Consider the following 22,097-nt stretch of genomic DNA (forward strand, 5'->3'; position numbering starts at 1 on the left):
TCCTTCTCCCGCACCCGAGGCGATTAGACCATAAACTAGAATCTGTTCTAATTTTCGCACTCCCGAGAGGATGGTCCGATGCGCTTCACCTACGCGGAGGCGATGACCGATCCGGCGTACTACATCCCGCTGGCCCGGGCCGCGGAGGCCGCCGGTTTCCACGGCATGACGGTGCCGGACAGCATCGCCTACCCGGCGGAATCGGACTCGAAGTACCCGTACACGCCCGACGGCAACCGGGAGTTCCTGGACGGCAAGCCGTTCATCGAGGCGTTCGTGCTGTCGGCCGCGCTGGCGGCGGCCACCACCACGCTGCGCTTCACCCCGTTCGTGATCAAGCTGCCGATCCGCCCGCCGGTGCTGGTCGCCAAGCAGGCGAGTTCGCTGGCGGCGCTGAGCGGCAACCGTTTCGCCCTGGGCGTCGGAATCAGCCCGTGGCCGGAGGACTTCGAGATCATGGGCGTCTCGTTCGACCGGCGCGGTAAGCGGATGGACGAATGCATCCAGATCGTCCGGGGGCTGTGCGGCGGTGACTATTTCGAGTTCCACGGCGAGTTCTACGACATCCCGCGGATCAAGCTCACCCCCGCCCCGACCGCGCCGCTGCCGATCCTGGTCGGCGGGCACAGCGACGCCGCCCTGCGCCGCGCCGTGCGGCTGTGCGACGGCTGGATGCACGCGGGCGGCGATCCGGCCGAACTGGACCGCATGCTCGCCCGAATCGCCGAATTGCGTTCCGAGCGCGACGATTCCGGCCCGTTCGAGATTCATGTCGCCTCCCTGGACGCCTACACGCCGGACGGCGTCAAGCGGCTGGAGGACCGGGGCATCACCGACGTGATCGTCGGCTTCCGCTATCCGTACGTGACCGGACCGGACACCGAGCCGCTGGCGGACAAGATCGCCCACCTGGAGCGCTACGCGGAATCGGTCATCGCCAAGGTGTGAGAGGCGGCGGTCAGCGGCGCTTGGCGAAGCCCAGATCGATGACGGCGTCGCGCTCGGACCGCAGCTCGGCGACGCTGAGATCGATCCGCTCCCGGGAGAATTCGTCGATCGCGAGGCCCGGCACCACGGTGTACTCGCCGTCGGCGCAGGTCACCGGGAACGAGCTGATCAGCCCCTCCGGCACGCCGTAGGACCCGTCCGAGGGCACCGCCATCGACACCCAGTCCCCGGCCGGCGTGCCCAGCACCCAGTCGCGGATGTGGTCGATGGCGGCGCTGGCCGCGCTGGCGGCCGAGGACGCGCCGCGGGCCGCGATGATGGCGGTGCCGCGCTGCTGCACGGTCGGAATGAACTGTGCCCGCACCCATTCCGGGTCGCCGACGACCATCGGCGCGGGCCGCCCGGCAATGGTGGCGTGGGTGATGTCCGGGTACTGGGTCGCGGAGTGGTTACCCCAGATGCTCACCCGGGCGATGGCCGCGGCCGGGGCGCCGGTCTTGGCAGCCAGCTGGGCGATGGCCCGATTGTGGTCGAGCCGGGTCAGCGCGGTGAATCGGGCGGCGGGCACGTCGGGGGCGTTGCTCATGGCGATGAAGGCGTTGGTATTGGCGGGATTGCCGACCACCAGCACCTTTACGTCCTCGGCGGCGCTGGCGTTGATGGCCGCGCCCTGATCGGTGAAGATGGGCCCGTTGGCGGCCAGCAGGTCCGACCGTTCCATGCCCGTCGTGCGCGGCCGCGCGCCGACCAGTACCGCGATATTCGCGCCGTCGAAGCCGACCCAGGGATCGTCGCTGATGTCGATGGACGACAGCAGCGGGAAGGCGCCGTCCTCGAGCTCCATCGCCACGCCCTCGAGCGCGCCGACCGCGGCCGGAATCTCGAGCAGCCGCAACCGGACCGGCGTGTCCGGGCCGAGCATCGCGCCGGAGGCGATGCGGAACAGCAACCCGTAGGCGATCTGCCCGGCGCCACCGGTCACGGTGACGGTCACGGGCGTCCGAGCGGCACTGCTCATCACAACTCCTAGCGATCGAGGACCTCTCCCCCAACCCTAACGAGCCGCACCGTCCCGAAGAACCGAGCGTGAGCAAGTAGACACCGGCCGCCGAAGCCGTTGACCGGCAGTATCTTTCACCCGAGCCCGGCGATATCGGCGTCGCCCAGCACCACCGGCTGCACGATGTCCTGGGCCCGCACCAGCTGCACGGCCCGATACAGCGGTCGCTCCTCCAGCACCGCGTCGCGCGCCTCCGCGCGCAGCTGCGCCACCAGCAGATCCGAAACCGCCAGCGCCGCAGCGAGTTTGCTGGCGGCCAGCGCGTCGGCCAGTTTCCGCAGCCCCAGCACGTGCAGCTCGCGGCCGCTGCCGGAGTCGGTGTACATGGCCAGCGGCACCAGCCGGATGCCGCGACCCGCGGTAATGCGCAGCACCACCCGGCTGAGCCGGTTCGGATACACCAGGATCTCCGCCCCGGTGGCGTCGGCGACGTCGAGTTCGTGCCGCCCGGTCAGCGTGCGGGCCCGAATCACGGTGCCCGCCAGCCACATCCGCCGCCGCTGCACCGACAGCGCGTACAGCGCGGTGGGCGCGCCGAGCGCGATACCGGCCACCACCGCCACCGGCCAGCTCACCAGCAGCGCCAGCAGCAGTCCGGCGACGATGCCCACCGCGACGGCGCCGAGGGTGAGCCGCCGCAGCATCGGGGCGTACACCTCGGGGGCGATCAGGTCCAGGCCGACCGGTTGCGGCCGTTCGGGATTCGGTTGCTCAGTCACGGGTCCACATCCGTCGGGGTGCCTCCGCGCCGGACCTCGCCGTCCGGCACCCGAATCACGGTGCGCCGCACGGCAGCCGACACCACCGTGACGGTACTACCGATCCTGGGCCAGGGCGGCCGACACGGCGGCGACGGCCGTATCGATCGGAATCTGGCGCTGCTCGCCACCGGCCAGATCCTTCAGGCCGATCTCCCCCTCGGCGAGGTCCCGATCGCCCAGTACCAGTGCGTATTTCGCGCCGGAGCGGTCGGCGGCCTTCATCGCGCCCTTCACGCCGCGGCCGCCGTAGGCGAGGTCGACCCGGATGCCCGCGGCCCGCAGCTGCGCGGCCAGCACCACCAGGCGCTGCTTGGCGGCGTCGCCTAGCGGCACCCCGAACACGTCCACGCGGGCCGGATCGCCCGCGGTCTTGCCCTCGGCCTGCAGCGCCAGCACGGTGCGGTCCACGCCGAGGCCGAAGCCGATGCCCGACAGCGGCTGCCCGCCCAGCTGCGCCATCAGCCCGTCGTAGCGGCCGCCGCCGCCGATGCCCGACTGCGCGCCCAGGCCGTCGTGCACGAATTCGAAGGTGGTCTTGGTGTAGTAGTCCAGGCCGCGGACCATGCGCGGGTTCACCGTGTACGGCACGCCCAGCGCGTCCAGGTGACCGAGCACCTGCTCGAAGTGCGCCTTGGCCGATTCGGACAGGTGGTCGATCATGAGCGGCGCGCCGACGGTCAGCTCCCGCACCTCGGGCCGCTTGTCGTCGAGCACCCGCAGCGGGTTGAGCTCGGCGCGGCGGCGGGTCTCCTCGTCCAGGGGCAACTGGAACAGGAACTCCTGCAGCAGCTCCCGGTACTGCGGGCGGCAGGTGTCGTCGCCGAGCGAGGTGATCTCCAGCCGGAAGCCCGTCAGCCCGACCGAGCGGAACCCGGCGTCGGCGATGGCGACGACCTCGGCGTCCAGCGCCGGATCGTCGACGCCGACCGCCTCCACGCCCACCTGCTGCAACTGCCGGTAGCGCCCGGCCTGCGGCCGCTCGTAGCGGAAGAACGGGCCCGCGTAGTACAGCTTGACCGGCAGTTGACCGCGGTCGAGGCCGTGCTCGATCACCGCGCGCATGACCCCGGCGGTGCCCTCGGGGCGCAGCGTGACGCTGCGGTCGCCGCGGTCGGCGAAGGTGTACATCTCCTTGCTCACCACGTCGGTCGACTCGCCGACGCCGCGGGCGAACAGGGCGGTGTCCTCGAAGATCGGCAGCTCCACATGCCCGTACCCGGCCGAACGGGCGGAACGCACGAGCGCGTCGCGCACGGCGACGAACTCCGCCGACGCCGGCGGCACGTAATCCGGGATGCCCTTGGGGGCGGTGAAGCTGCTGGTCTTGGTCACGATCGTCCAGTCTTTCAAACCCCCCGGCGGCAAGTCCAACCGGTTGCGGTCGCGCCTTCACCGAAACTACTCAGGAAGTGATGGCACACTCTTAGGCCGAGGCCGGGGGCATGTCACCGACGTGCTCGCGGAAACAGGACACAGCACACGGGAGGACTTGGGAGTGCCGAGCAACGAACAGCGGCGAGCGGCGGCCAAACGCAAGCTGGAGCGACGACTGGAACGCCAGGCCGAGCGCGCGCGCAGGCGCAAGCAGCTCACCATCGCCGGGTCCGTGCTCGGCGTGGTCGTGGCGGTCGCGGCCGGGGTCGGCATCTACTACCTCACCAAGGGCGACGACACCAAGAACACCGCCTCCCAGTCCTCGGACGCCTCACAGACGACACCGCAGGCCGCCCCGCCGCCCGCGCCCAAGGCGCTGGCCGCGACCGTCAACTGCACCTACAAGCCGGGCGGGAAGGCCGCCAAGGAGGTCAATCCCCCGGCCAACGGCGAGGTCTCCACCCACGATTCGAAGACCGTCCAGATCCAGACCAGTCAGGGGCCCATCGGGATCACGCTGAACGCGGGCGAGTCCCCGTGCACGGTCAACAGTTTCGTGAATCTGGTGCAGCAGGGCTTCTACGACAAGGCGCCGTGCCACCGGCTCAGCACCAAGGGCCTGAAGATGCTGCAGTGCGGCGATCCGACCGGCACCGGAACCGGCGGTCCCGGATACGCTTTCGACAACGAGTACCCGACCGACCAGTACGCACAGGGTGATCCGAACGCCCAGCTACCCGTGCTCTACAAGCGCGGCGTGGTGGCCATGGCCAACAGCGGCCCGAACACCAATGGCAGCCAGTTCTTCCTGATGTACGGCGACTCCCAGCTGCCGCCGCAGTACACCATCTTCGGCACGGTCGACGACGCCGGGCTGCAGACCCTCGACAAGATCGCGGCCGCGGGCGACGACGGCTCGATGGATCAGGGCCCCGGCGGCGGCAAGCCGAAGCTGCCGGTCACCTTCGATTCGGTGAAGCTGGCCTGAGTCCAATCGGGCGCCGGTCCAAAATCGGCTGGGCCCCCGTGACTCTCGGCCCGCCACCGCCCGGCGGTGGCGGGCCGTGTCGCTCTGGCCACAGGACCTCCGGTTAGGGCATCCTTAGGGTGAAGAAGATCCGGCGCGAACGGCTGCCTGCCGGAAATGCACGTTATATGCTGTTGATGCATGACGCCGGTAAGGTTTACCTGCTTTACCGCTGGTAATCTCGTAAGACGGAGTACAAAAGTGGCGGAGTACGGCCCCGACCGGGTGGTATTCGCACCTCAGTGCTCCCGGTGTCCAGGTTTTGCAGGCGGGGCATCGTGGCGGGAACCACCGTTCCTGTGGCGGCGTCCGTGACGAAGCACCACAATCATCCATAGTGATCTCTGCAGCATCGGGGAGCAGGCAATGGCCGAGGAACTCGACGACATCGGCCGCGAGACAGCGGCATTGATGAGGCAAATGTTGCAGCTTGCGACGCTCGTCGCGCTGCGCACCCGGGAACGCGGCCAGAAGGAAGCCGAGGCCCGCGTCAAAGTCACCGAGGCGCGCATGAAAGAGGCCAAGGAACTCGTCCTGCGCGAGGCGCGCGAGTCCAAGGCCAAGGATCCGCGAAACCTCGAACTGGCCCGGATGCTCGAGAAACCCCCACTGGAGAAGGGCGTTTCGCTGGAGAAGGACCGCTTCGCCGCGCAGGCGAGCGCCGCTCGCAGCGCCGCCCAGGCGGCCCAGGCATCCAAGACGCTGTCGCGCTACGACTCCGTCGAGCGCCGCACCGCCCTCGCCGCCCACCTCGCACGCATCGGCATCGCCCCCGAACTGGCGGCGGTCCGCATGCTCATGGAGGTCAGCCAGGCGCAGCCCCCGCAGGAGGCCGTCCGCACCCGCCCCGAGGAGGCCCCCCGGGTCACCCGCGCCCGGGAAATCGACGCCCGCGGCCTCTCCCGCGTCCGCTGACCCCGGCCCGAAAACCCTCCGGGACAACGGAACAACCGGCACCCCTCCGGGACAACGGAACAACCGGCCGGGACCCCCGCCGGAACGACCGTCGGTCCCTGCCGAAGTGACGGATCGATCCCTGCCGGAATGATGAACCAATCCTGCCGAAACGTGGCCCAATACCTGCCGAAGCGGTGAACTGTTCCCCCTCGACCGGCGGAGCAAGTCATTCCCAGGGTGAGGAAACAAGTTGTCCCCGAAGCGGCGGGTCAAAGGTTGCCTGGGCGACAAGGCAAGTCATGCTGGGATAATTTGCCAAGCTGCGCCGGGCCGACGGAACAAACCGTCCCGGGATAACCGGCCAAACCCTGTCCGAATAGTGGGACAAGGCTTGACAAAGTCGGCGGGACAAAGTCTTCCCGGAATGGCGGGGACAAGAACTGCCGAGACGAGGCGGCCGAAAGCGACCGTAATGGCAGTTTTTGGCGGTCGCCATCACAGGATGGGATACGGCACGCTCTCCGTCGGCGTCAGCGGTCCGGGAACTGGAAGTCCACGGCGGGGTCACCGGTCGGGTCGCCGAACAGGCCCTGCTGGGGGGACTTCAGGGGGAGGGGGCTGAGCATGTCCTTGTGGCCGTTGCGGACGCTGCAGTACTTGAACGGGCCCTTCGGGTCGAACAGGCGCGTCATGTGTGGGTCGGCGTGGTCGAGAAACCATACGCTCATGCCCGTTTTGGGGTCTTGGCGTAGATATTCCCATGCGCGCCACAGTGCTTCGAGGCGCATCGCCGCCTCCGCGTGCTTCCACCACTCCGGGCACCACACGGTATCGGTGAGATCGGTGACCTGCCGCCGGTAGACGAGGCTCAGATAGTTCTCCACGAACTCGACCACGTTCGAGTAGATCATGTCTTGCTGCTGGTCGTTCACAGCGGCCGAACCTCCTCGGGCTGCCCGTATGTTTGTGGCGGAGTGGAGTCGTCGGTCAGTCTGGTGCGCTCGTCGACGAGGTCACTCATCTGCGTCCTGCGCTGCGGATCGTGGCGTTCGATCGAGCGGCGCACCGCGTCAGCGTACTCGCCCTCCCACCACGGCACCGTGCGTACCAGCACCGCGGGCACACCCGAGGTGAACACGATGACCCGGCCGCGCGGCAGCGTGACCAGCGCGTGCACGTTGAACGTCCGCGAGGAGCCCAGCGACCGCGAATAGCTCTTGCCGCCCTTGGATTCCGAGACCGACGAGGAGACCGCGTCGTAGTCGCCGATGGCCTCGGAGCGCTCGGCGAGGAACTTCGTGTCGTCGATGCCGCTGCCCAGCACCTTCACATTGGCGGCAGACCACAGCGCCTCCATGCCGTCCTCGCCCCAGCAGCGCGCGCCCTGCGCCCAGGACTGCAGCACGGTCATGACGACGATGCCGCGCGAGCCGAAGTGGCTGTACTGCTTGGGCAGATCCTTCCAGCGCACCACGTTGGCGGCCTCGTCCAGCACGGCCAGCAGCGGGATGTCCAGGCGGCCGCCGTGCGACTGCGACGCCTTGCGCATGGCCACATCGATCACCGCCTCGGTCAGGGCGCTCACCAGCGGGGCGGCCGAACCGCGGCCCTCCAGCGACAGGCAGTACAGGGTGCCGTTGTGCTCGATGAAGTCCAGCTCGTCGAATTCGCGGCGGTCGCTGCCCGGGGTGACCCACGGATGCACATTGCCCAGCTTCAGGCAGCGGATCATCTTCTTGGCGGTGCCGAAGATGCCGCTCAGCGTGCGCGGGTCGGTGTTGTACTGCGACGACAGGCCGGACGCGGTGTAGTGGTGTTGCGCGCCGCGCAGCAGCTCGATCGGCTCGGTGTCCTGCGGATTGGTCACCCAGTCCCACACCTGCACGATCGGCCGCCCGCCCACGGCGGCGGCCAGGAACAACCCGGCCAGCAGGTCCTCGGCCTCCGGATCGAAGAACGAGTCGCCCTTGGCGTCGGAGCCGTTGTCGCTGTCGGCGAAGTGCCCGGCCAGCCGCGCCGCCCGCATCTCACAGCCCTCCTGCCGGGCGTTGACCCAGGCCAGCGGATCCCAGTACCAGGTCGGCGGCTCGCCCGCGACGCTCTGCGGGTCGAAGACGTAGGTGCGAGATCCCTTGGCCTCGCGCACGTCTCGGGTCGCGTCGACCACGTCGCGCTTGTTGGAGGTGGCCAGCACCGGGCCGATGGCCGACAGGATCGCCGGGATCACCCGGGAGGTCGACTTGCCCTGGCGCGGGCCCCAGATGTCCAGGTGCAGATCCTCGTAGGAGCCGTAGAGCATGACGTCGTCGGCCACCGACATGCCGATCGGCACACCGGGCGGATCGTCGAAACCCAGTCGCACGCCGAGCTGTTCGGCCTTCTCCCGGGCACCGGCCTCGGTGAGCGCGGCGATGGCGCTGCCGCTGCCCATGTACTGCGCCTTGTCGTCGACGGCGAGGCGGCCCTTACCGGCGCGCTTGTGCAGCTCCCGCCGCATGTACAGGAACACGACCCCGGCCGCCACCACGAGCAGCACGATCACCGTGGACGCGCGCGGCCACTGCAGCTGGCCGCGGACCAGGCCCACCACGATCGCGATCGGGTTGATCGGAATCCGCTGCTTGGTCACGGCCAGCTGGTTGCCCAGATGCAATGCCACCCAGAGGGTTCCGACCAGCCCGAAGCCGATGTAGATCAGATACAGGGTGAGATCGGGGCCGGGATCGGCCGGATCCCTCACCTTCTTCGCCATCTCGAGCCTCCTGAGGTCACCGTATACGTGTGTTGCCGCTCAACGGAATCCGTCCAGCAACCAGCCGTCCGGGGTGCGCACGACGGTCGCGATGACCGTCGTGGGTGCGAGCGGTTCGCGCCGGCCGTCGGCATGGACGACCGTCTGCTCGATACCGATTTTGAACTGCTGATGGTCCGGGTCGGCGGCGGGCGCCTTCTCCCCGGACGCGAACGCGAACGCCTCGATCTTCGCGCCCGCCCGGCCCCACTCCGACCACTGCAGCGACGGGTTCGGCGTCTCGACGCCGGTGGGCGGGCTGTCCACCGTGCGAACCAGGCTGGGGCCCAGCCATTTCCGCGCCCGCGCCAGCGAGGCGCCCGGCGATTCGGTGGCGGGGTACCAGGTGAAGATCTCCTTCAGCGCCGCCACCGCCACGCCGTCGGGGGTGGACGGGTCGGGCGCGGGCACCGCCTCCAGCTGGCGCACGGTGGTGGTCGGCGGGTGCACGGCGTCCCGGTCCGTGCCGCTCCCGCCGCTACACGCACTCGCCAGCATCGCGACGCCCATCACCAGCATCACCACCACATTCGCGCGTTTCGCCGTTGACCTCAAGGCTATCCGTCCGGGCCGACCGTTCGGCACCTTCCGCGCGGATCGCCCGACGGCGTGTCCGATTCGCTGTCGTTGCGTCACAGCACCCTCCGCAGCCGCCCGTCGCCGGGGATCGGGGCCTCGCCGACGCCGGACGCGTCGTCGGCCCGGATCATCCGGCCGTTGCCGAGATAGACGCCCACGTCCGACGGGCCGCGCAGGCCGAATCGGAAGAAGACCAGATCGCCCGGCCGCGCCCGGTTCACGGGCACCTCCGCGCCGGATTCCCACTGCTGTTCGGCGGTGCGCGGCAGGGTGATCGCCCCTCCGGACGCCGCGAACACCGCCGCCGAGGTGAGGCCCGGACCGTCCAGTCCGCCACCGGTCGGTCCCTGCGGCCCGCCGCCGCCCCACACGTACGGGGTGCCGAGCCACTGCCGGGCGGCCTCCACGATCTGCGCCCCGCCCGACTGTCCGTCCGGCTGGAACCGGCCCAGCGAGCCGGGCGCGCGGTACTGCGGTTCCATCGCCAGGATATTGGCGACGTAGGGCCGGGTTTCGGAGAAGTGCGCGGCCACCTGGTTGGGCATGCCGCCCGAGGCCAGCACCGCGCCCTCGCCCGCGTTGTAGGCGGCCAGGGCGAGCGGGACGACGTCACCGTGCACCTTGCCCTCGCCGATCCAGCCCTCGATCCGATGCGCCAGCGAGCACATGTAGCGGCCCTGCGCGATGATCGCGTCGCCGTCGTCCCAGAGGCTGGGGCTGCCGTTGCCGGACGCGTCGATCAGGTACGGCTTGCCGTCGTCGGGATCGATGGACTGTGCTGTGCCGGGCAGGAACTGGGCCAGGCCCTGCGCGCCCGCGGGCGAGGTCAGCCCGCGCCGGAAGCCGGACTCCTGGCGGCCCTGGGCGGCCAGCACCGAGGGGGTGATCTCCGGGCACAGCGAACCGGCCCGGCGGTACCAGACCTCCAGTTCCGGCGGGACCTTGCCGTCGGCGAGCGCGCCACCGGCGGTGCCGAAGCCGAGGCTGCAGTTCGGGTTGAGCGAGAACGGCCACGCCCCACCGGCATTCGGGGTCGCCGCGCCGTCCAGCCAGGGCAGCGGGTCGATCTGGTGGCCGCCGGTGAAGCGGCCGCCGGGCACGATCTCGAAATGCAGGTGCGGCCCGGAGGATTCGCCCGCCGAGCCGACCGCGCCGATCGGCTGCCCGGCGCGCACGGTCTGCCCGACGTGCACCCGCAACCCGCTGGCCCACTCGTGGCCGTACACCGCGGAGAACGGGCGGCCGTTGACGTCCACGGAATCGATCACGATCCAGTTGCCGAAGCCGGAGGCCGGGCCCGCCGCGACGACCATGCCATCGGCGACGGAGAAGATCGGGGTGCCGTCGGGGGCGGCCAGGTCCACGCCCAGATGGGTGCCGCCCCGGGCGCCGAAGGGGTCGGAGATGGTGAAGCTGTTCGGCGGCAGCGGCCAGGTGCGCCGGATCGGGGCGACGCCCGACACCAGCGAGGGGGCACCGGAGGTGGACGGATTCACCAGCGCCGCAGGCTGATTCGTCGGGCTCGTCGAGCCCTGGGCCTGCACCGGTGTGTTCGTCGCGCCGGACGACGATTGCGCGGCCCGCGGATCGGCCGACGGTGTCTCGCTGGGCGGGGCGACGGAGCTCGGCGCGGTCGGCTGATCGGCGCACTGGTCCTCGGAGGACGGCAGCACGATCACCAACACCAGGGTGACCAGTCCGATCACGCCCGCCAGTGCCCCCCACGCCACGGCCTTCGGGTTCACCGCATCCTCGCCCCGGTGAGAACCCCTGCCGGGCACGGTGATTCGGTCGCGGGATCGGGGACTGCGGTCATGTGGCTCGTTTGGTCTCGTTCAGGGTTTCGACCAGGGTGCGGTTCATCTCGGCGGCGGCGGCCAGCTGCTGCTGCAGCACCGCCACCTTGCGGCGCAGGGCGACGGCGTCCATGCGCTCGAGGCTGGGGCCCTCGGCGGCGCGGACCCAGTTGCGCACCGAGTTGGTGTGCACGCCGATCTGTTCGGCCACCACCCGGCACGCCTCCGATTCGCTGCGTAACTTCCCGGTCAACGCCATGACCTGTTCCACAGCTGCCCGTCGCACCTCGGGCGAGACTCTTCGATACGACCGGTGCGGCATCACGCGGCACTCCCCTCGTCACCGCGCCGGGCGGTGGATTCGGTGAACTCGCTGAAACGCTGGTTGGTTTCGTGAATTCCGCTTTCCTTCTCCGAGATGGTGAATTCCATGTGGAACGGGATGCCGGGGCGGCGATCCTCACCGATCTTGAGCAGGAACTTGCCGGTGCCCGGTGCGGGTGGCCGGGCCTGTCCGGGTTTGAGCGCCTCGCCCGTGAGGGCCTGCGGCGCGGACCATCCGGTCACCATCTCCTCCTCGGCGGCGGTGAACGGGATCGTCGTGTCGAGCCGCTTGATCTCCTCCGGCGGCAGCGCGCCGAAGATCTTCGCGCGGGCGCGTTCCAGGAAGCCGAGCGCCTTGGCGATGGCGGCCTCCGTGCCCAGCGACTGCAGGTCCTTGATGGTGTGGCTGATCATGATCAGCGAGGTGGCCAGGCCGCGCTGCAGACGGGTCAGCTCGTCCACCCGGTCGACCATGAAGTCGCCGAGGCCGAGCACCTGCCACAGCTCGTCCATGACCACCTGGAAGTAGCGCTGCGGGCCCAGTTCCGCGTCGGCGAGCACGTGCGCGGCCTCGACGGAGGCGAAGCCGTCGGCCCAGCAGGCCAGCATGACCGCGGCCTTGAGCTTCTTGTCCCCGTTGGGAATATGGGAGACGTCGATGCAGACCGCGACCGCGGAGGTGTCGATCGGGGTGCTGGTCTGGCCGTTGAACACCGCGCCGAACGGGCCCTGGGTCAGCGCGCGCAGCGAGCGGCGCAGGCCCTTGGTCGCCTCGTGGTATTCCTCGAGCGCGTCGGCGCCGGCGTCGAGCATCAGTTGCTCGCCGCCCCCGACGATCACTTCCAGCAGGTTCTCCATGATCGGCGGGCAGTCGGGGGTGTAGCCGCCCTCGGTGTAGAGGATGCGCAGCGCGGTGGAGATCAGCGTCTCCTCGTAGTCGCGCACCCGGGCGCCGCGCACCAGTTCGATCAGACCGGCGATCAGGGTGACCTGGCGGGCCCGCAGTTCCTGGGTGACCTGGATCTGCAGGGCGGGCACCTGATCGAGCCGGGGCACGATCGTGCCGAGCACACCGGCGGCGAGCGGGTTCAGTTTGCCGTGGCCGTAACCCAGGTCGATGACCTGACCGCCGACCAGCTCCACCATCTTGCGGTAGTCGGGTTTGACGTCGGCGAGGATGAGCGGGGTGATGCCCTGGGCGATGCCGCCCAGCACGATCCGCCGCACCAGCGAGGATTTACCGAAACCGTTGAGCCCCAGCACGAACAGGCTCGGCGCGGTGATGAAGCTGCCGCGCATGAACCAGTTCATCGGGTCGAAGCAGACCGGCGCGCCGGTGTGCAGGTGCGAGCCGAGCGGGGTGCCGATGAGCGGCGCGCCCGCGCCGACCGACCACGGCCACAGGCCCGCGACCTGCGCGGTGGTGGCACGGTATTCGACCGGGCGGCCGACCACGTTCATCCGCCCGCCGCCCGCGCCCGCGTAGCCGCGATCGGTGAGCGGCAGTGTCTCGCGGTCGAATCCGTCCTCCACGACCGCCTCGACGCGGGCCGCGGCATTGGCGCGGCGCAGATCGTCGGTGCGGATGCGGAAGGCCGCCCAGGCCGCGCGCAGGCCGGAACGCTCGCGGGCGATGGCCTCGTAGCGTGCCCGGGTGACGTCGTCGAGCAGCGGCGGGCCCTGCTTCTGCTTCTTGCGGGCGGTGCCGCGCGCCGAGGACCCGCGCTTGCGGTCCGGACGTCCGGAGCCGTGGCGTTCGCCCCCCGGAATGCGTTCGCGCGGTGCGAGATCCGAGACGTTGCGTCGGGAGCGCCGTCCCCCATCGCCGCGCTGGGCCTGGACCCGAGCACGTGTGGTGTCGGCGTTGCCGGGCTGCCGGACCCGTTGCCGCTCCGGCGTTTCCGGTGCGGCGCGCCGCCGCCGACTCGAATTATCGTGTCCCGCACCTAATTCCGGCTCGGGCGCCTCGGGCCGCCTGGCCCGACGGCGCGGACGTTCATCCAAATCCCCCATGGCCGCATCTCCAGTTCCGGCCGCTTCGTCGGCCCGCAATCGCTCACCGCCGGACCGGGATTCACCATGCCCCCGGCCCTCGGCCTGTCCGCGCCCGTCGCGCGGCCCCACCGCACCCGGCTCCCCTTCGAGCCCGGGCCGCCCCGCCCGGTCACCGGAATCCCCAGCGCCGGACCGCCCTGCATCGCCCGCACGTCCACCCCGCCCCCGCTTCCCGGGCTCACCATCGGCCACACCCTCACCGGCAGCCAACTCCTCCCCCCGACGGATAACCCGCCGCTTCCCACTCCTCGCCCGCTGGTCGACCTGCTCACCGGACGAACGCACACCCCCACCGCGCGCCGAATACCGACCATCGCCCGAACGCGCCACACCCTCAGCCGAACTCCCCTCTGCCCCACCACGATCCGGCCGCCCGTCAGCCCGACCGCTCACCGACGACTCGGCCACCCCATCACGAGCCGAAGACACCTCAACCCGGCCGTCCGCCGAATGCTCTACTGCCCCACCACGATTCGGACGACTTTCAGTCTGCCCAGGTATCGAGGGCTCCGGACCACGCATCGGACGCTCCCCGACCGGACCAGAGGCTGAACGCTCCTCACCCTGGCCACGAATCGGACGCGCCTCGGCCTGATCACGAGTCGGGCCGTCCTCGCCCTGACCACGAGACGGCCTGTCCCCGCCCTGGCCACGAGACGGGCCGTCCCCGCCCTGACCACGAGCCGGACGCTCTCCGACCCGGTCGCGGGTCGAACGCGTTGCGGACCGACCCGAACGAGCCTCCGCCCGAACATCACCGGCCGAACTCGCCGCCCCCTCACCACCGGCCGAATGCGCCTGCCCAGCAGCCGCGTGTCCATCGGACCGGCCGAGCGCGGAATGCTCACCATCCCGCCCACGCGCCGATACCTCCGCCCGACCCCGAGCCGGACGCACATCGGCCCGACCATCGACCGAATCCGCCTCGACCCGAACCCCATCCGCCGAATGCGTAGCCGCCCCTCCATCAACCGAACCCGCCTCGGCCTGACCACGCACCGAACGCTCCAGCCCCCGCCCCTCGGCCGGACGCACACCACCCCGACCACGCACCGAACGCTCCGCACCCCCGCCGTCGACGGGACGCACTTCCGCCTCACCGCCAGCCGAACGCGCGGCGGCTTGATCACTCGCCGAACGCTCCGCACCCCGACCATCAGCCGAACGCACACCGGCCCGACCACGCACCGAACGCTCCGCGGCCCGGCCCTCGACGGGACGCACTTCCACCTGACCGCCAGCCGAACTCACGTCAGCCTGATCACTCGCCAGGCGCTCCGCGCCCCGACCTTCAGCCGAACGCACACCAGCCCGACCACGCACCGAACGCTCCGCGGCCCTGTCCTCGGCGGGACGTACTTCTGGCTGGCCATCGGCGAGGGGGTGCGCTGCTATCCGACCATCGGTCGGGAACGCATCGGCCTGGCCATGCGTCGGGTGCTCCGTGCCCCGGCTGTCGGTGGCAGGGGTCGGCTCTGTCCGGCCGTCGGCTGGATGTGGTGCGGACTGGTTGCGTGTGGGGCGGGGGGCCGGTCGGTTGTGGGGTGAATGTGGTTGTGCTCGATCGCTGGTCGGATGTTCGTCGGGTTGGTCGGGTGTGGAAGGGGGCTCGGTGTGGTTGCGGTTCGGATGGTTCTCGGACTGGTCGTTTGGTGAATGTTCCTCGGGGGGAGGGGGTTTGGGGGCGGTGCGGTGTTCGGGGGGTTTGAGGGGGGAATTGCGGTGGGGGTGAGTGGGATCGGGGTCGAGGCGGGATTTTTCGCGTGGAGGGTCGCCGATCCAGGCGTCGTCGGGGCGGGCGGCGGCGCGGGCGCCGGGGGTGTCGCGGCGACGGGAGGGGCGCAGGGGGGCGTCGTCCCAGTCGGCGGGTAGGACGTGAGCCGAGCGTGGTTCGCCGGGGGCGTAGGGCTCGATGTCCCAGCCGTCGTTGCCGCGCCGGGTACCGCGGCGCATGGGGACCGGGTTCTCCGGGTCCACCACGCGCTCGCGGTATCGCGGCGGTTCGCCCCGGTGCCGAACCGGCGGCTCGTGATCACCTGCCATGATCGTTCACCCCGCCAATGCTTTCGGAATGCTCGCGTGCTCCGGCAGAATCACCCCGCAACCGAGCGAGGCCGCGAAGGCCGCCGCCTGGTAGCGGTAGCACCGCCGGATCTTCAAGCGCGCCTGCGTGGACAGGTCGCGCGTGATGGCTTCGATACGCGGCAGATCGCCGCGCAGGGGCTCGGTGATCGTCACCAGGGCCCCGAAGCGGGTCACACCGTGACCCCGGGCCTGCTCCTCACGGGCTTGCTGAGTGGCGCCGACGCGCAGCGTCGCGGCCGCGGAGACGACGCCGCGTTCGCTCTGCTGTGCCACCAGCGCGTTCTTGTAGTCGTCGTCGACGATCTCGGCGGCGTCGGCCGCCGAGTGAGGACGGTACACGATCGCGATACGTTTACGCGGCACTTCGGGATTCGGCGCGAGCAGCCGCTGCAACACGCGCTCGTCGACCGCGCCCTCGGGCGCCGTGTCCATCTCCCAGGTGACCGAGCGGCCGCCGTCGTGGATGAAGTGATCCCAGCGCTCCTCGTGCGAAATCGGGCCCGCGTCGGCCCAATCCAGGCCGTGCCCGCCCGGCTCGCTGGAGGCCACCTCCAGATCCGCCTGTGCCGCAGGGTCGTACGAGCGGCGGATGAACGAGATGACCTCGTCCGCGGACATCGGCTGGGCGCGCACGCCCGCCTCGGCCAGCGCCGCGCAGATGCCCGGCAACCGGCGGCCGATCTCCACCGCCTCCTCGGCCGGATTCTTGCGCCGCTCGGCGGTGGTCGCCTTGAACGTGATCGCCACCCGCGGCAGCAATTGCACTCGCTCCTGCGGCAATTCGGTCGCAAGCTCGAACATCACCTGCTGCGCCAGCTCCGGCGCGGACGGGTGCGTGATGGTGGAAACCTCGGTGAGCAAACGGTTTCCGGTCTCGGGCACGGTGTCGATGACCGGCACCACCGCCACAATGTCGGAGGTCTGGCCGAGCGAGGCCAGGAAGGTGCCCCACGCCGCCACCCAGCGGTCGATCACCGGCTGGTCGACCGCCTCGTGCCCCTGCGGCCAGGCCCGCAGCACGACCGTGTACTGGGCGAACTGCGGTAGGTGAATCATGCCGAAGCTGTAGCCGCCGGCGTCGATGCCCTCGTACAGCTTCGAGGGCGCCATCAGCCCGGGTAGCCGGGAGACGCCACCCGGAATCCGGGAGAAGCGACCGCCGCGGTAGACGTGCTCGCCCCGGTTCCGGCCGCGCAACCAATGGAACATCATCAATCCCGTCTCGTAACCGGAGCGGCCCCCCGACCGCCAGACCAGTGGAACCATCACGACCGCACCGGCGCCCGCCACGAAGAACGCCGGTTTGGGCCCGGCCACCAGCGCCGTCAGCAGCGCCGTGATCACGACCACGAAGCCGAGCACGGTCTCCCCCCAGCGCAGGCCGAAAAGACCTGCGCTGCGGGGCTTCTGCCACAAGCCGTACGAGCGCCGCTCGTAGGTTTCGGTCGTCGTCATCGCGGAATGGTGCTCCTGCCGAGGTCGGGTGCGCGGTTGGCCCAGCGGTCACCGGCGAGATCGCCCATCGCGGCGTCGGCTCGGTTGAGTCCGGCGCCGGCGGCGCGGGCGGTTGCGATGCGCCCCATCGCCCGCGTCGCGGCGGATGGTACTGCGCCCGAGCCGGGGGGAGCGGCAGGACGCGCGGCCGCCGCCGCACCGGTTGCCGCGCCGCCGTTACCGCCACCACCGCGCGGCTGGGTCGGGCGCGGACCACCGCCGCCACCGCCACCGCGCGGGCCACCGCCGCGCGGACCCGCGCCGCCCGGCGGTCGCCCGCCGCCGCGGCCCACATAGCCGGGAGCGCCGACCGCCGCCGCGCCGCGCACGCCGACGGCCTTGGTGCCGACCGCGCCCAGCGCCGCCGCGCCCAGCAGCACGCCGCCGGTCGCGCCCAGACCCGAACCGCCCGTGCCGATCATCGCCACCGACGGCGCCACCAGGCGCATCAGCGCCGGCAGCACGAACGCCACGCTGCACAGCAGCACGATCGCGACCAGCATGCGCTGGGCCTGATCGGCGTCCGGCAGCCCACCGGTCGAGGTGGAGTTGTCGGTGTTGCCGACGGCGATGAACGCGATCATGTAGACGATCGCCGCGACCGGTTTCCACAGCATGAACGCGATGATCCAGCTGATCAGCTTCGGATACGACTGCCGCCCGGTGCTGGTGCCCGAGCCCGCCGCGGCCAGCGGCAGCATGCCCGCCGCCACCACCAGCAGTCCCTGCCGCACGATGGCCAGCACGATCTGCGCCAGCGCGCCGAGCAGGCCGACGATCGCGATGATCAGCACCAGACCCGGCGAGAACGCCTGCAGCTTCGAGGTTTTCACCAGCAGTTCGGCGATGTTCTTGGCATTGCCGTTGGTGGAGTCCGAGATCACCCACGCGGAGAAGCGATCCGCGGCCTGAGTCCCGGCGACGACCACCGCGCCCAGCATCCAGGAACTGAACACCACGCGGGCGAACATGCGGAACGATTCGGCCGCTTCGTTCAGTGCCGCACCGCGTCTGGCCTCCGCGAGTCTGGCGCCGGACAGGATCACCGACACGATGAGCAGTAGCACCTGCGCCTGATAGGTGTAGTCGTTGATCTTGGTGAACAGCGCCCCGGAATCGCTGATCCGCTCGTTGGGCACCTTCATCCAGAAGGTCAGCGCCAGGATCAGGGCCTGCCCGAGGCCGTTCATCAGCGAGTCGACCACCTTGCCGAAGGTGGAGTCCCACGCCTTGTCGCGCACCGCGGCCGCGGCGTCGCCCGGGTGGGTGGCGGCGTTGCCCGCCTTGCAGGCCGCCGAGGCGGCGTCGCCCAGCGAGATGCCCGGTAGTCCGAGCTTGTCGAGATCGTCGTGAATCTCGTTGCAGGTCTGATCGAATCCGTAGGTCTGGCCGTAGGCCACCGTCGGTGTGGCGATCATGACGGTGAACACGACCGCGAGGATCGTGATCAGGCGCCTCATCATATCGTTCACCCCTCCGTGCGTCGCTGGGAGTCGATCGGGAGCTGTGGCGGGACGTCCACGGCCTCTCCTACTCTTTCTCGCGGCGGCGGCGATCGTGAGATCGCCCGTGTAGCTCACCATTTGGTCCACCCCCCGAGCGAGGTGACGTAATCGGTGCGGGCGGTGCCGGCGTCGGTCGGCTTGAGCCGCCAATCGCCGCCGTCCCACACCATGATCAGGCGGATCGCCGCCCATGTCTGCGCGCCGTCGTTGACCGGGCCGCGCGCGGCGAGCCGCACGATGGCCATATCGTCGGCGTAGTTCTCCACCTGAAAGGCGTCCGGCGCCACCAGGTATCGCGTGATCCGCTCCGGCTGCTGCTGCGGGAGCGCGCCGTCGGAGCGGGCCTTGTCGTAGGCGGCGATCTGCTGCGCGGAGGCCCGCACCTGCTGCACGTACAGGTCCCGGTCGGCGGGACGGGCGTTGAGCCGGTAGGTGATCTGCGCCGCCGCCAGTGCCGCGCCCTGCGGGGTGTGCGAATACCCCACGGCCAGGCCGTCTTCGATGCGCGTGGGTCCGTCGCTGGTGGAGAACGGCACCGACGCGCCGTACACCCGCTGCCAGCCGTGCGGATCGGTGGTCCCGGCCGGGGCGGCGGTCAGCCAGTCCTGGTCGGACGGCCGGTGCTCCCTGCTCGGGTCCTGCGGAAGCGGTTGCCCCGCAGGATTGTTCGGAATGTCCACGCGGCGGCCGAACAGATCGACGGTCGGATCGGCGAAGCCGGTCGCATCCGTCCCCGCCGCCGCGGCGGCGGCCGGGGGCGTCGCCGGATGCACCTGCCCGCCACCGGAATTCCCCCGGGTGACGAACATGAACACCCCGACCACCACGATCAGCGCGATCACCGCCGCCGACGCGATGACCCCGAACGAGAAGCTGCGATCCTCCCCCACCGCATCCTTGGTACTCATGCCGGGGCCCCCTCGCTGGCGCTCGGGGACATAGGAACGCTCGGGGACAAAGGAACGCTCGGGGACGTAGGGACGCTCGGGGACATAGTCGCGCTCGGGGACATGGTGGCGCTCGGGGACATAGTCGCGCTCGGGGACACAGTCGCGCTCGGGGACATGGTGGCGCTCGGGGACACAGTCGCGCTCAGGGACACAGTCGCGCTCGGGGACATGGTGGCGTCGGGGTGGCAGGTGTAGCCGTCCACGGTGGGGCTGTCCTGGGAGTCGGGGGTGAGCGGGTGGGCGGGGGCGAGAGTCGGTGCGCCACGGTCACTGCCACCGCATCCGGCCGCGTGCACGGCGAGGCCGAGCACGCCCGTGGCGGCCCGGCGGATGCGAAGGGGGTGCGCTGGTGCCCCGATCTCGACACAGGTCATGGCCTCACCCGCTCACGTCGGCAGCAGGGCCAGGGCGATCGCGCTCGCCGAACTTGCCACGATCGCGCCGATCAGGCTCATCACGATGCCGTGCGAGGCGTCGTTGTAGGCCATGTCGTCGCGCATGGCGGACCACAGGCGGCCGGCCGACAGGATCATCCAGGCCAAGCAGAACAACAGCACCAGCCACAGCAGCCAGTCGATGAGCTGCATGACGGGTGCGATGACGTCGGACGGCATCTGCCTGTAGGCAAGCACGGTTCCCGGCCCTTATCCGATCACGGCATTCATGATGGTTCCCGCGCTGGTGGCCACGATGCCGCCGATCATCGCCCCGGCCACCATCTTCGGTGACTCCAGACCGCCGCCGGTCCACTTCTCCCAGGCGAACCTGCCGCCCGCGTAGGTGATGCCCATGACCCCGGACAGCAGCACGAACCAGGTGAAGTAGCGAACCAACTTGAGCAATTTGTCCGAGGCCGGTGGCGCCTCGGGCGTCGGGTTCCCGACCTGAGCCAGCACAGCGCTGTACGTCTCGTGCACAGCGACCAAGAGGGTACTCATTGTTCGTCCTCGTCTTCCAATTGCGAACCGGTACTTACCTTTTCCCGAATCATCGCGACGATGCCCGATCCGAGCTCGTCGACGTCGTGCGGAATCTCCCGCAGCGGATCGAGCTTGCGCTTCTTCTGCTGCGGAGGCGGGTCGCCGGGCGACCACACCGGCAACTGGTCGGGTTCGACCAGGGTCCATTCCTCGTACCACGGCACCTGCCAGACCTGGCCGGCGAGCGAGCCCACCACGTCGCGGTAGCGCCGGATCTCGACGGGGATGCGGCCCGGGCGGGCGGCCACCGTGATCAGCCCCAGCACCCGGCTCCGCCCGGCCAGCCCGGCGTGATACTGCCGCAGCAGGTCGTGGGCGCGTGTCAGCCCCGCGATGGTCTCCCGCGCCACCAGGACGACGAAGGGGGATTCGCGCTCGAAGACGCCGGGCCAGCGGCGATGTGAATCCGCGGCGGGCGCAAGCACATGCGCGAGGGTACTGGCCCCGGCGCCGCCGTGCACACCCAACAGCCACACCAGCGGCGCACGCCCGGCCCCGGGCACGGGGCGATCCCAGATGGGGGCGCGACGAGACTCCGCCGGTGCGACAACGCCTGCCGCAGGCGAGTTTTCGGATGAGTGACGTTCCTTCATGGCCGCGGTCATGATGCCACCCCGGTCAGCAGCGCGCGATAGGCCCTGCGGGTGTCGGCGGCAAGTGTGTTGTGACGCACCAGTTCTCCGCGCGCCAGCTGGGGGTCGTACGGAACCTCGCGAATGTCACGAACCCAGCCGGTGAGGTGTTCCCGCAAATGTCCGGCGATCGCGGAGTCGTTGCCGGGCAGCTGATGTGACACCACGATGGTGGTGTCGCCGACGATGCCGCCGCCCTGGCCCTCGGTCCGGCCGCCGAACTCGTCGTCGAGCCACTCCAGGGTCACGCGCAGCCGGTTGGCGGCGTCGGCGCGGGCCGGAATGGCCAGGACCAGCGCGATATCGGAGTCCTCGAGCAGCGGGCGCAGCTGGCGGCTGGCGATGGGGTTGCCGCCGTCGTAGACCGGGGTGTACCCGGCGTCCGCGATCGCGCGCCCGACGGTCAGGTAGGTGGCCCGGCGGCGCAGCGGGGCGGCGTCGCGCCAGAGCAGGCCGATGCCGGAGGTGGCGCGCGACAGGCACTCCTTGAGGGGGGCGGGCTCGTCGTCGCCGCGGCCGTACAGCCACTGCTGCAGGCTGATCGGGGACAGGTGCTCGTCGGCGCCGCGCAGGGCCAGATCGCTGCCGGCGGCGGTGGCGTCGACGGCCACGGTCGCCACGCTCGCCGCGGCCAGCTCGCCCGCGATGCCGAGCGCGGTGGTCGTGGTCCCGGCGCCGCCGCAACCGCCGACGACGAGGATCGGCCGCGGGTCGCCACCGTCGCCGCGCCCCTGGCGGATTCGTACCACGGGAGCCTCGGCGTCCCGGCCCCGCGGGTCACCCGTCTCGGGCGCCTCGTCGAGCCATCGGCTCCATTCCTGACCCATGCGTCTGCTCTC

20 protein-coding genes are annotated in these 22,097 nt (G+C 70.4%); 4 read left to right on the top strand and 16 right to left on the bottom strand.

Annotated elements, in window-relative coordinates:
* Nucleotides 1–78: 78 nt before the first annotated feature.
* Nucleotides 79–948, top strand: coding sequence for a TIGR03619 family F420-dependent LLM class oxidoreductase (locus tag HPY32_RS38555; protein ID WP_067588130.1), 870 nt, complete (start codon nucleotides 79–81; stop codon nucleotides 946–948).
* A gap of 10 nt (nucleotides 949–958) precedes the next feature.
* Here the strand turns inward: HPY32_RS38555 and HPY32_RS38560 are convergent, their stop codons facing one another.
* From HPY32_RS38560 to hisS, 3 genes are all read right to left on the bottom strand, one after another.
* Complete coding sequence (locus HPY32_RS38560) at nucleotides 959–1,966, bottom strand: malate dehydrogenase (protein WP_067588128.1); 1,008 nt, start codon at nucleotides 1,964–1,966, stop codon at nucleotides 959–961.
* Nucleotides 1,967–2,082: 116 nt separating this feature from the next.
* Nucleotides 2,083–2,727 (bottom strand): hypothetical protein, encoded by a 645-nt coding sequence (locus tag HPY32_RS38565; RefSeq protein WP_082871372.1) that lies wholly within the window; start codon nucleotides 2,725–2,727, stop codon nucleotides 2,083–2,085.
* Between the two features lie 96 nt (nucleotides 2,728–2,823).
* On the bottom strand, nucleotides 2,824–4,101 hold the full coding sequence (gene hisS / locus HPY32_RS38570; RefSeq protein ID WP_067595814.1) for a histidine--tRNA ligase: 1,278 nt from the start codon (nucleotides 4,099–4,101) through the stop codon (nucleotides 2,824–2,826).
* Nucleotides 4,102–4,264: 163 nt separating this feature from the next.
* On the opposite strand from hisS, the gene HPY32_RS38575 reads away from it, so the two are divergent.
* The gene (locus HPY32_RS38575) at nucleotides 4,265–5,131 is read left to right on the top strand and encodes a peptidylprolyl isomerase (protein WP_067588126.1); all 867 of its coding nucleotides are present in this window, start codon (nucleotides 4,265–4,267) and stop codon (nucleotides 5,129–5,131) included.
* Nucleotides 5,132–5,590: 459 nt separating this feature from the next.
* A complete protein-coding gene (locus HPY32_RS38580; protein ID WP_228785828.1) occupies nucleotides 5,591–6,085 on the top strand; it encodes a hypothetical protein in 495 nt (164 codons plus the stop codon).
* Between the two features lie 512 nt (nucleotides 6,086–6,597).
* On the opposite strand, the gene HPY32_RS38585 is transcribed toward HPY32_RS38580, so the two are convergent.
* From HPY32_RS38585 to HPY32_RS38610, 6 genes are all read right to left on the bottom strand, one after another.
* Nucleotides 6,598–6,999 carry a DUF4913 domain-containing protein gene (locus HPY32_RS38585; RefSeq protein WP_231951640.1) on the bottom strand — a complete coding sequence of 134 codons (402 nt, stop codon included), beginning with the start codon at nucleotides 6,997–6,999 and terminating at the stop codon, nucleotides 6,598–6,600.
* The gene (locus tag HPY32_RS38590) at nucleotides 6,996–8,819 is read right to left on the bottom strand and encodes a type IV secretory system conjugative DNA transfer family protein (RefSeq protein ID WP_067588122.1); all 1,824 of its coding nucleotides are present in this window, start codon (nucleotides 8,817–8,819) and stop codon (nucleotides 6,996–6,998) included. Before HPY32_RS38590 ends, HPY32_RS38585 begins: the two co-directional genes overlap by 4 nt.
* A gap of 39 nt (nucleotides 8,820–8,858) precedes the next feature.
* Entirely contained in the window at nucleotides 8,859–9,413 is a 555-nt protein-coding gene (locus tag HPY32_RS38595) for a hypothetical protein (protein ID WP_231951639.1), read from the bottom strand.
* Nucleotides 9,414–9,490: 77 nt separating this feature from the next.
* Nucleotides 9,491–11,182 (bottom strand): M23 family metallopeptidase, encoded by a 1,692-nt coding sequence (locus HPY32_RS38600; protein WP_067588120.1) that lies wholly within the window; start codon nucleotides 11,180–11,182, stop codon nucleotides 9,491–9,493.
* 67 nt (nucleotides 11,183–11,249) lie between these two features.
* Complete coding sequence (locus HPY32_RS38605) at nucleotides 11,250–11,555, bottom strand: transposase (protein WP_216676801.1); 306 nt, start codon at nucleotides 11,553–11,555, stop codon at nucleotides 11,250–11,252.
* Nucleotides 11,555–13,570 carry a putative type IV secretion/conjugal transfer ATPase gene (locus tag HPY32_RS38610; protein WP_231951638.1) on the bottom strand — a complete coding sequence of 672 codons (2,016 nt, stop codon included), beginning with the start codon at nucleotides 13,568–13,570 and terminating at the stop codon, nucleotides 11,555–11,557. The genes HPY32_RS38605 and HPY32_RS38610 overlap by 1 nt, the downstream gene beginning before the upstream one ends.
* Before the next feature lie 834 nt (nucleotides 13,571–14,404).
* Here HPY32_RS38610 and HPY32_RS38615 point away from each other — a divergent pair.
* Complete coding sequence (locus HPY32_RS38615) at nucleotides 14,405–15,160, top strand: hypothetical protein (protein ID WP_171983263.1); 756 nt, start codon at nucleotides 14,405–14,407, stop codon at nucleotides 15,158–15,160.
* A gap of 501 nt (nucleotides 15,161–15,661) precedes the next feature.
* Here the strand turns inward: HPY32_RS38615 and HPY32_RS38620 are convergent.
* The 7 genes from HPY32_RS38620 to HPY32_RS38650 form a co-directional block, all read right to left on the bottom strand.
* The gene (locus HPY32_RS38620) at nucleotides 15,662–17,152 is read right to left on the bottom strand and encodes an SCO6880 family protein (protein WP_067588112.1); all 1,491 of its coding nucleotides are present in this window, start codon (nucleotides 17,150–17,152) and stop codon (nucleotides 15,662–15,664) included.
* The gene (locus HPY32_RS38625) at nucleotides 17,149–18,654 is read right to left on the bottom strand and encodes a hypothetical protein (protein WP_067595810.1); all 1,506 of its coding nucleotides are present in this window, start codon (nucleotides 18,652–18,654) and stop codon (nucleotides 17,149–17,151) included. Before HPY32_RS38625 ends, HPY32_RS38620 begins: the two co-directional genes overlap by 4 nt.
* Before the next feature lie 113 nt (nucleotides 18,655–18,767).
* Nucleotides 18,768–19,604, bottom strand: coding sequence for a DUF8175 domain-containg protein (locus HPY32_RS38630; protein WP_067588110.1), 837 nt, complete (start codon nucleotides 19,602–19,604; stop codon nucleotides 18,768–18,770).
* Nucleotides 19,605–20,032: 428 nt separating this feature from the next.
* Entirely contained in the window at nucleotides 20,033–20,260 is a 228-nt protein-coding gene (locus tag HPY32_RS38635; protein ID WP_067588108.1) for a hypothetical protein, read from the bottom strand.
* A gap of 30 nt (nucleotides 20,261–20,290) precedes the next feature.
* Nucleotides 20,291–20,584 carry a hypothetical protein gene (locus HPY32_RS38640; protein ID WP_067588106.1) on the bottom strand — a complete coding sequence of 98 codons (294 nt, stop codon included), beginning with the start codon at nucleotides 20,582–20,584 and terminating at the stop codon, nucleotides 20,291–20,293.
* Entirely contained in the window at nucleotides 20,581–21,129 is a 549-nt protein-coding gene (locus tag HPY32_RS38645) for a hypothetical protein (protein WP_428846767.1), read from the bottom strand. The genes HPY32_RS38640 and HPY32_RS38645 overlap by 4 nt, the downstream gene beginning before the upstream one ends.
* Before the next feature lie 98 nt (nucleotides 21,130–21,227).
* Nucleotides 21,228–22,085 carry a hypothetical protein gene (locus HPY32_RS38650; protein WP_067588102.1) on the bottom strand — a complete coding sequence of 286 codons (858 nt, stop codon included), beginning with the start codon at nucleotides 22,083–22,085 and terminating at the stop codon, nucleotides 21,228–21,230.
* Between the last annotated feature and the right edge of the window lie 12 nt (nucleotides 22,086–22,097).

Source organism: Nocardia terpenica, from assembly GCF_013186535.1.
In the GTDB taxonomy this organism is placed as follows: Bacteria; Actinomycetota; Actinomycetes; order Mycobacteriales; family Mycobacteriaceae; genus Nocardia; species Nocardia terpenica.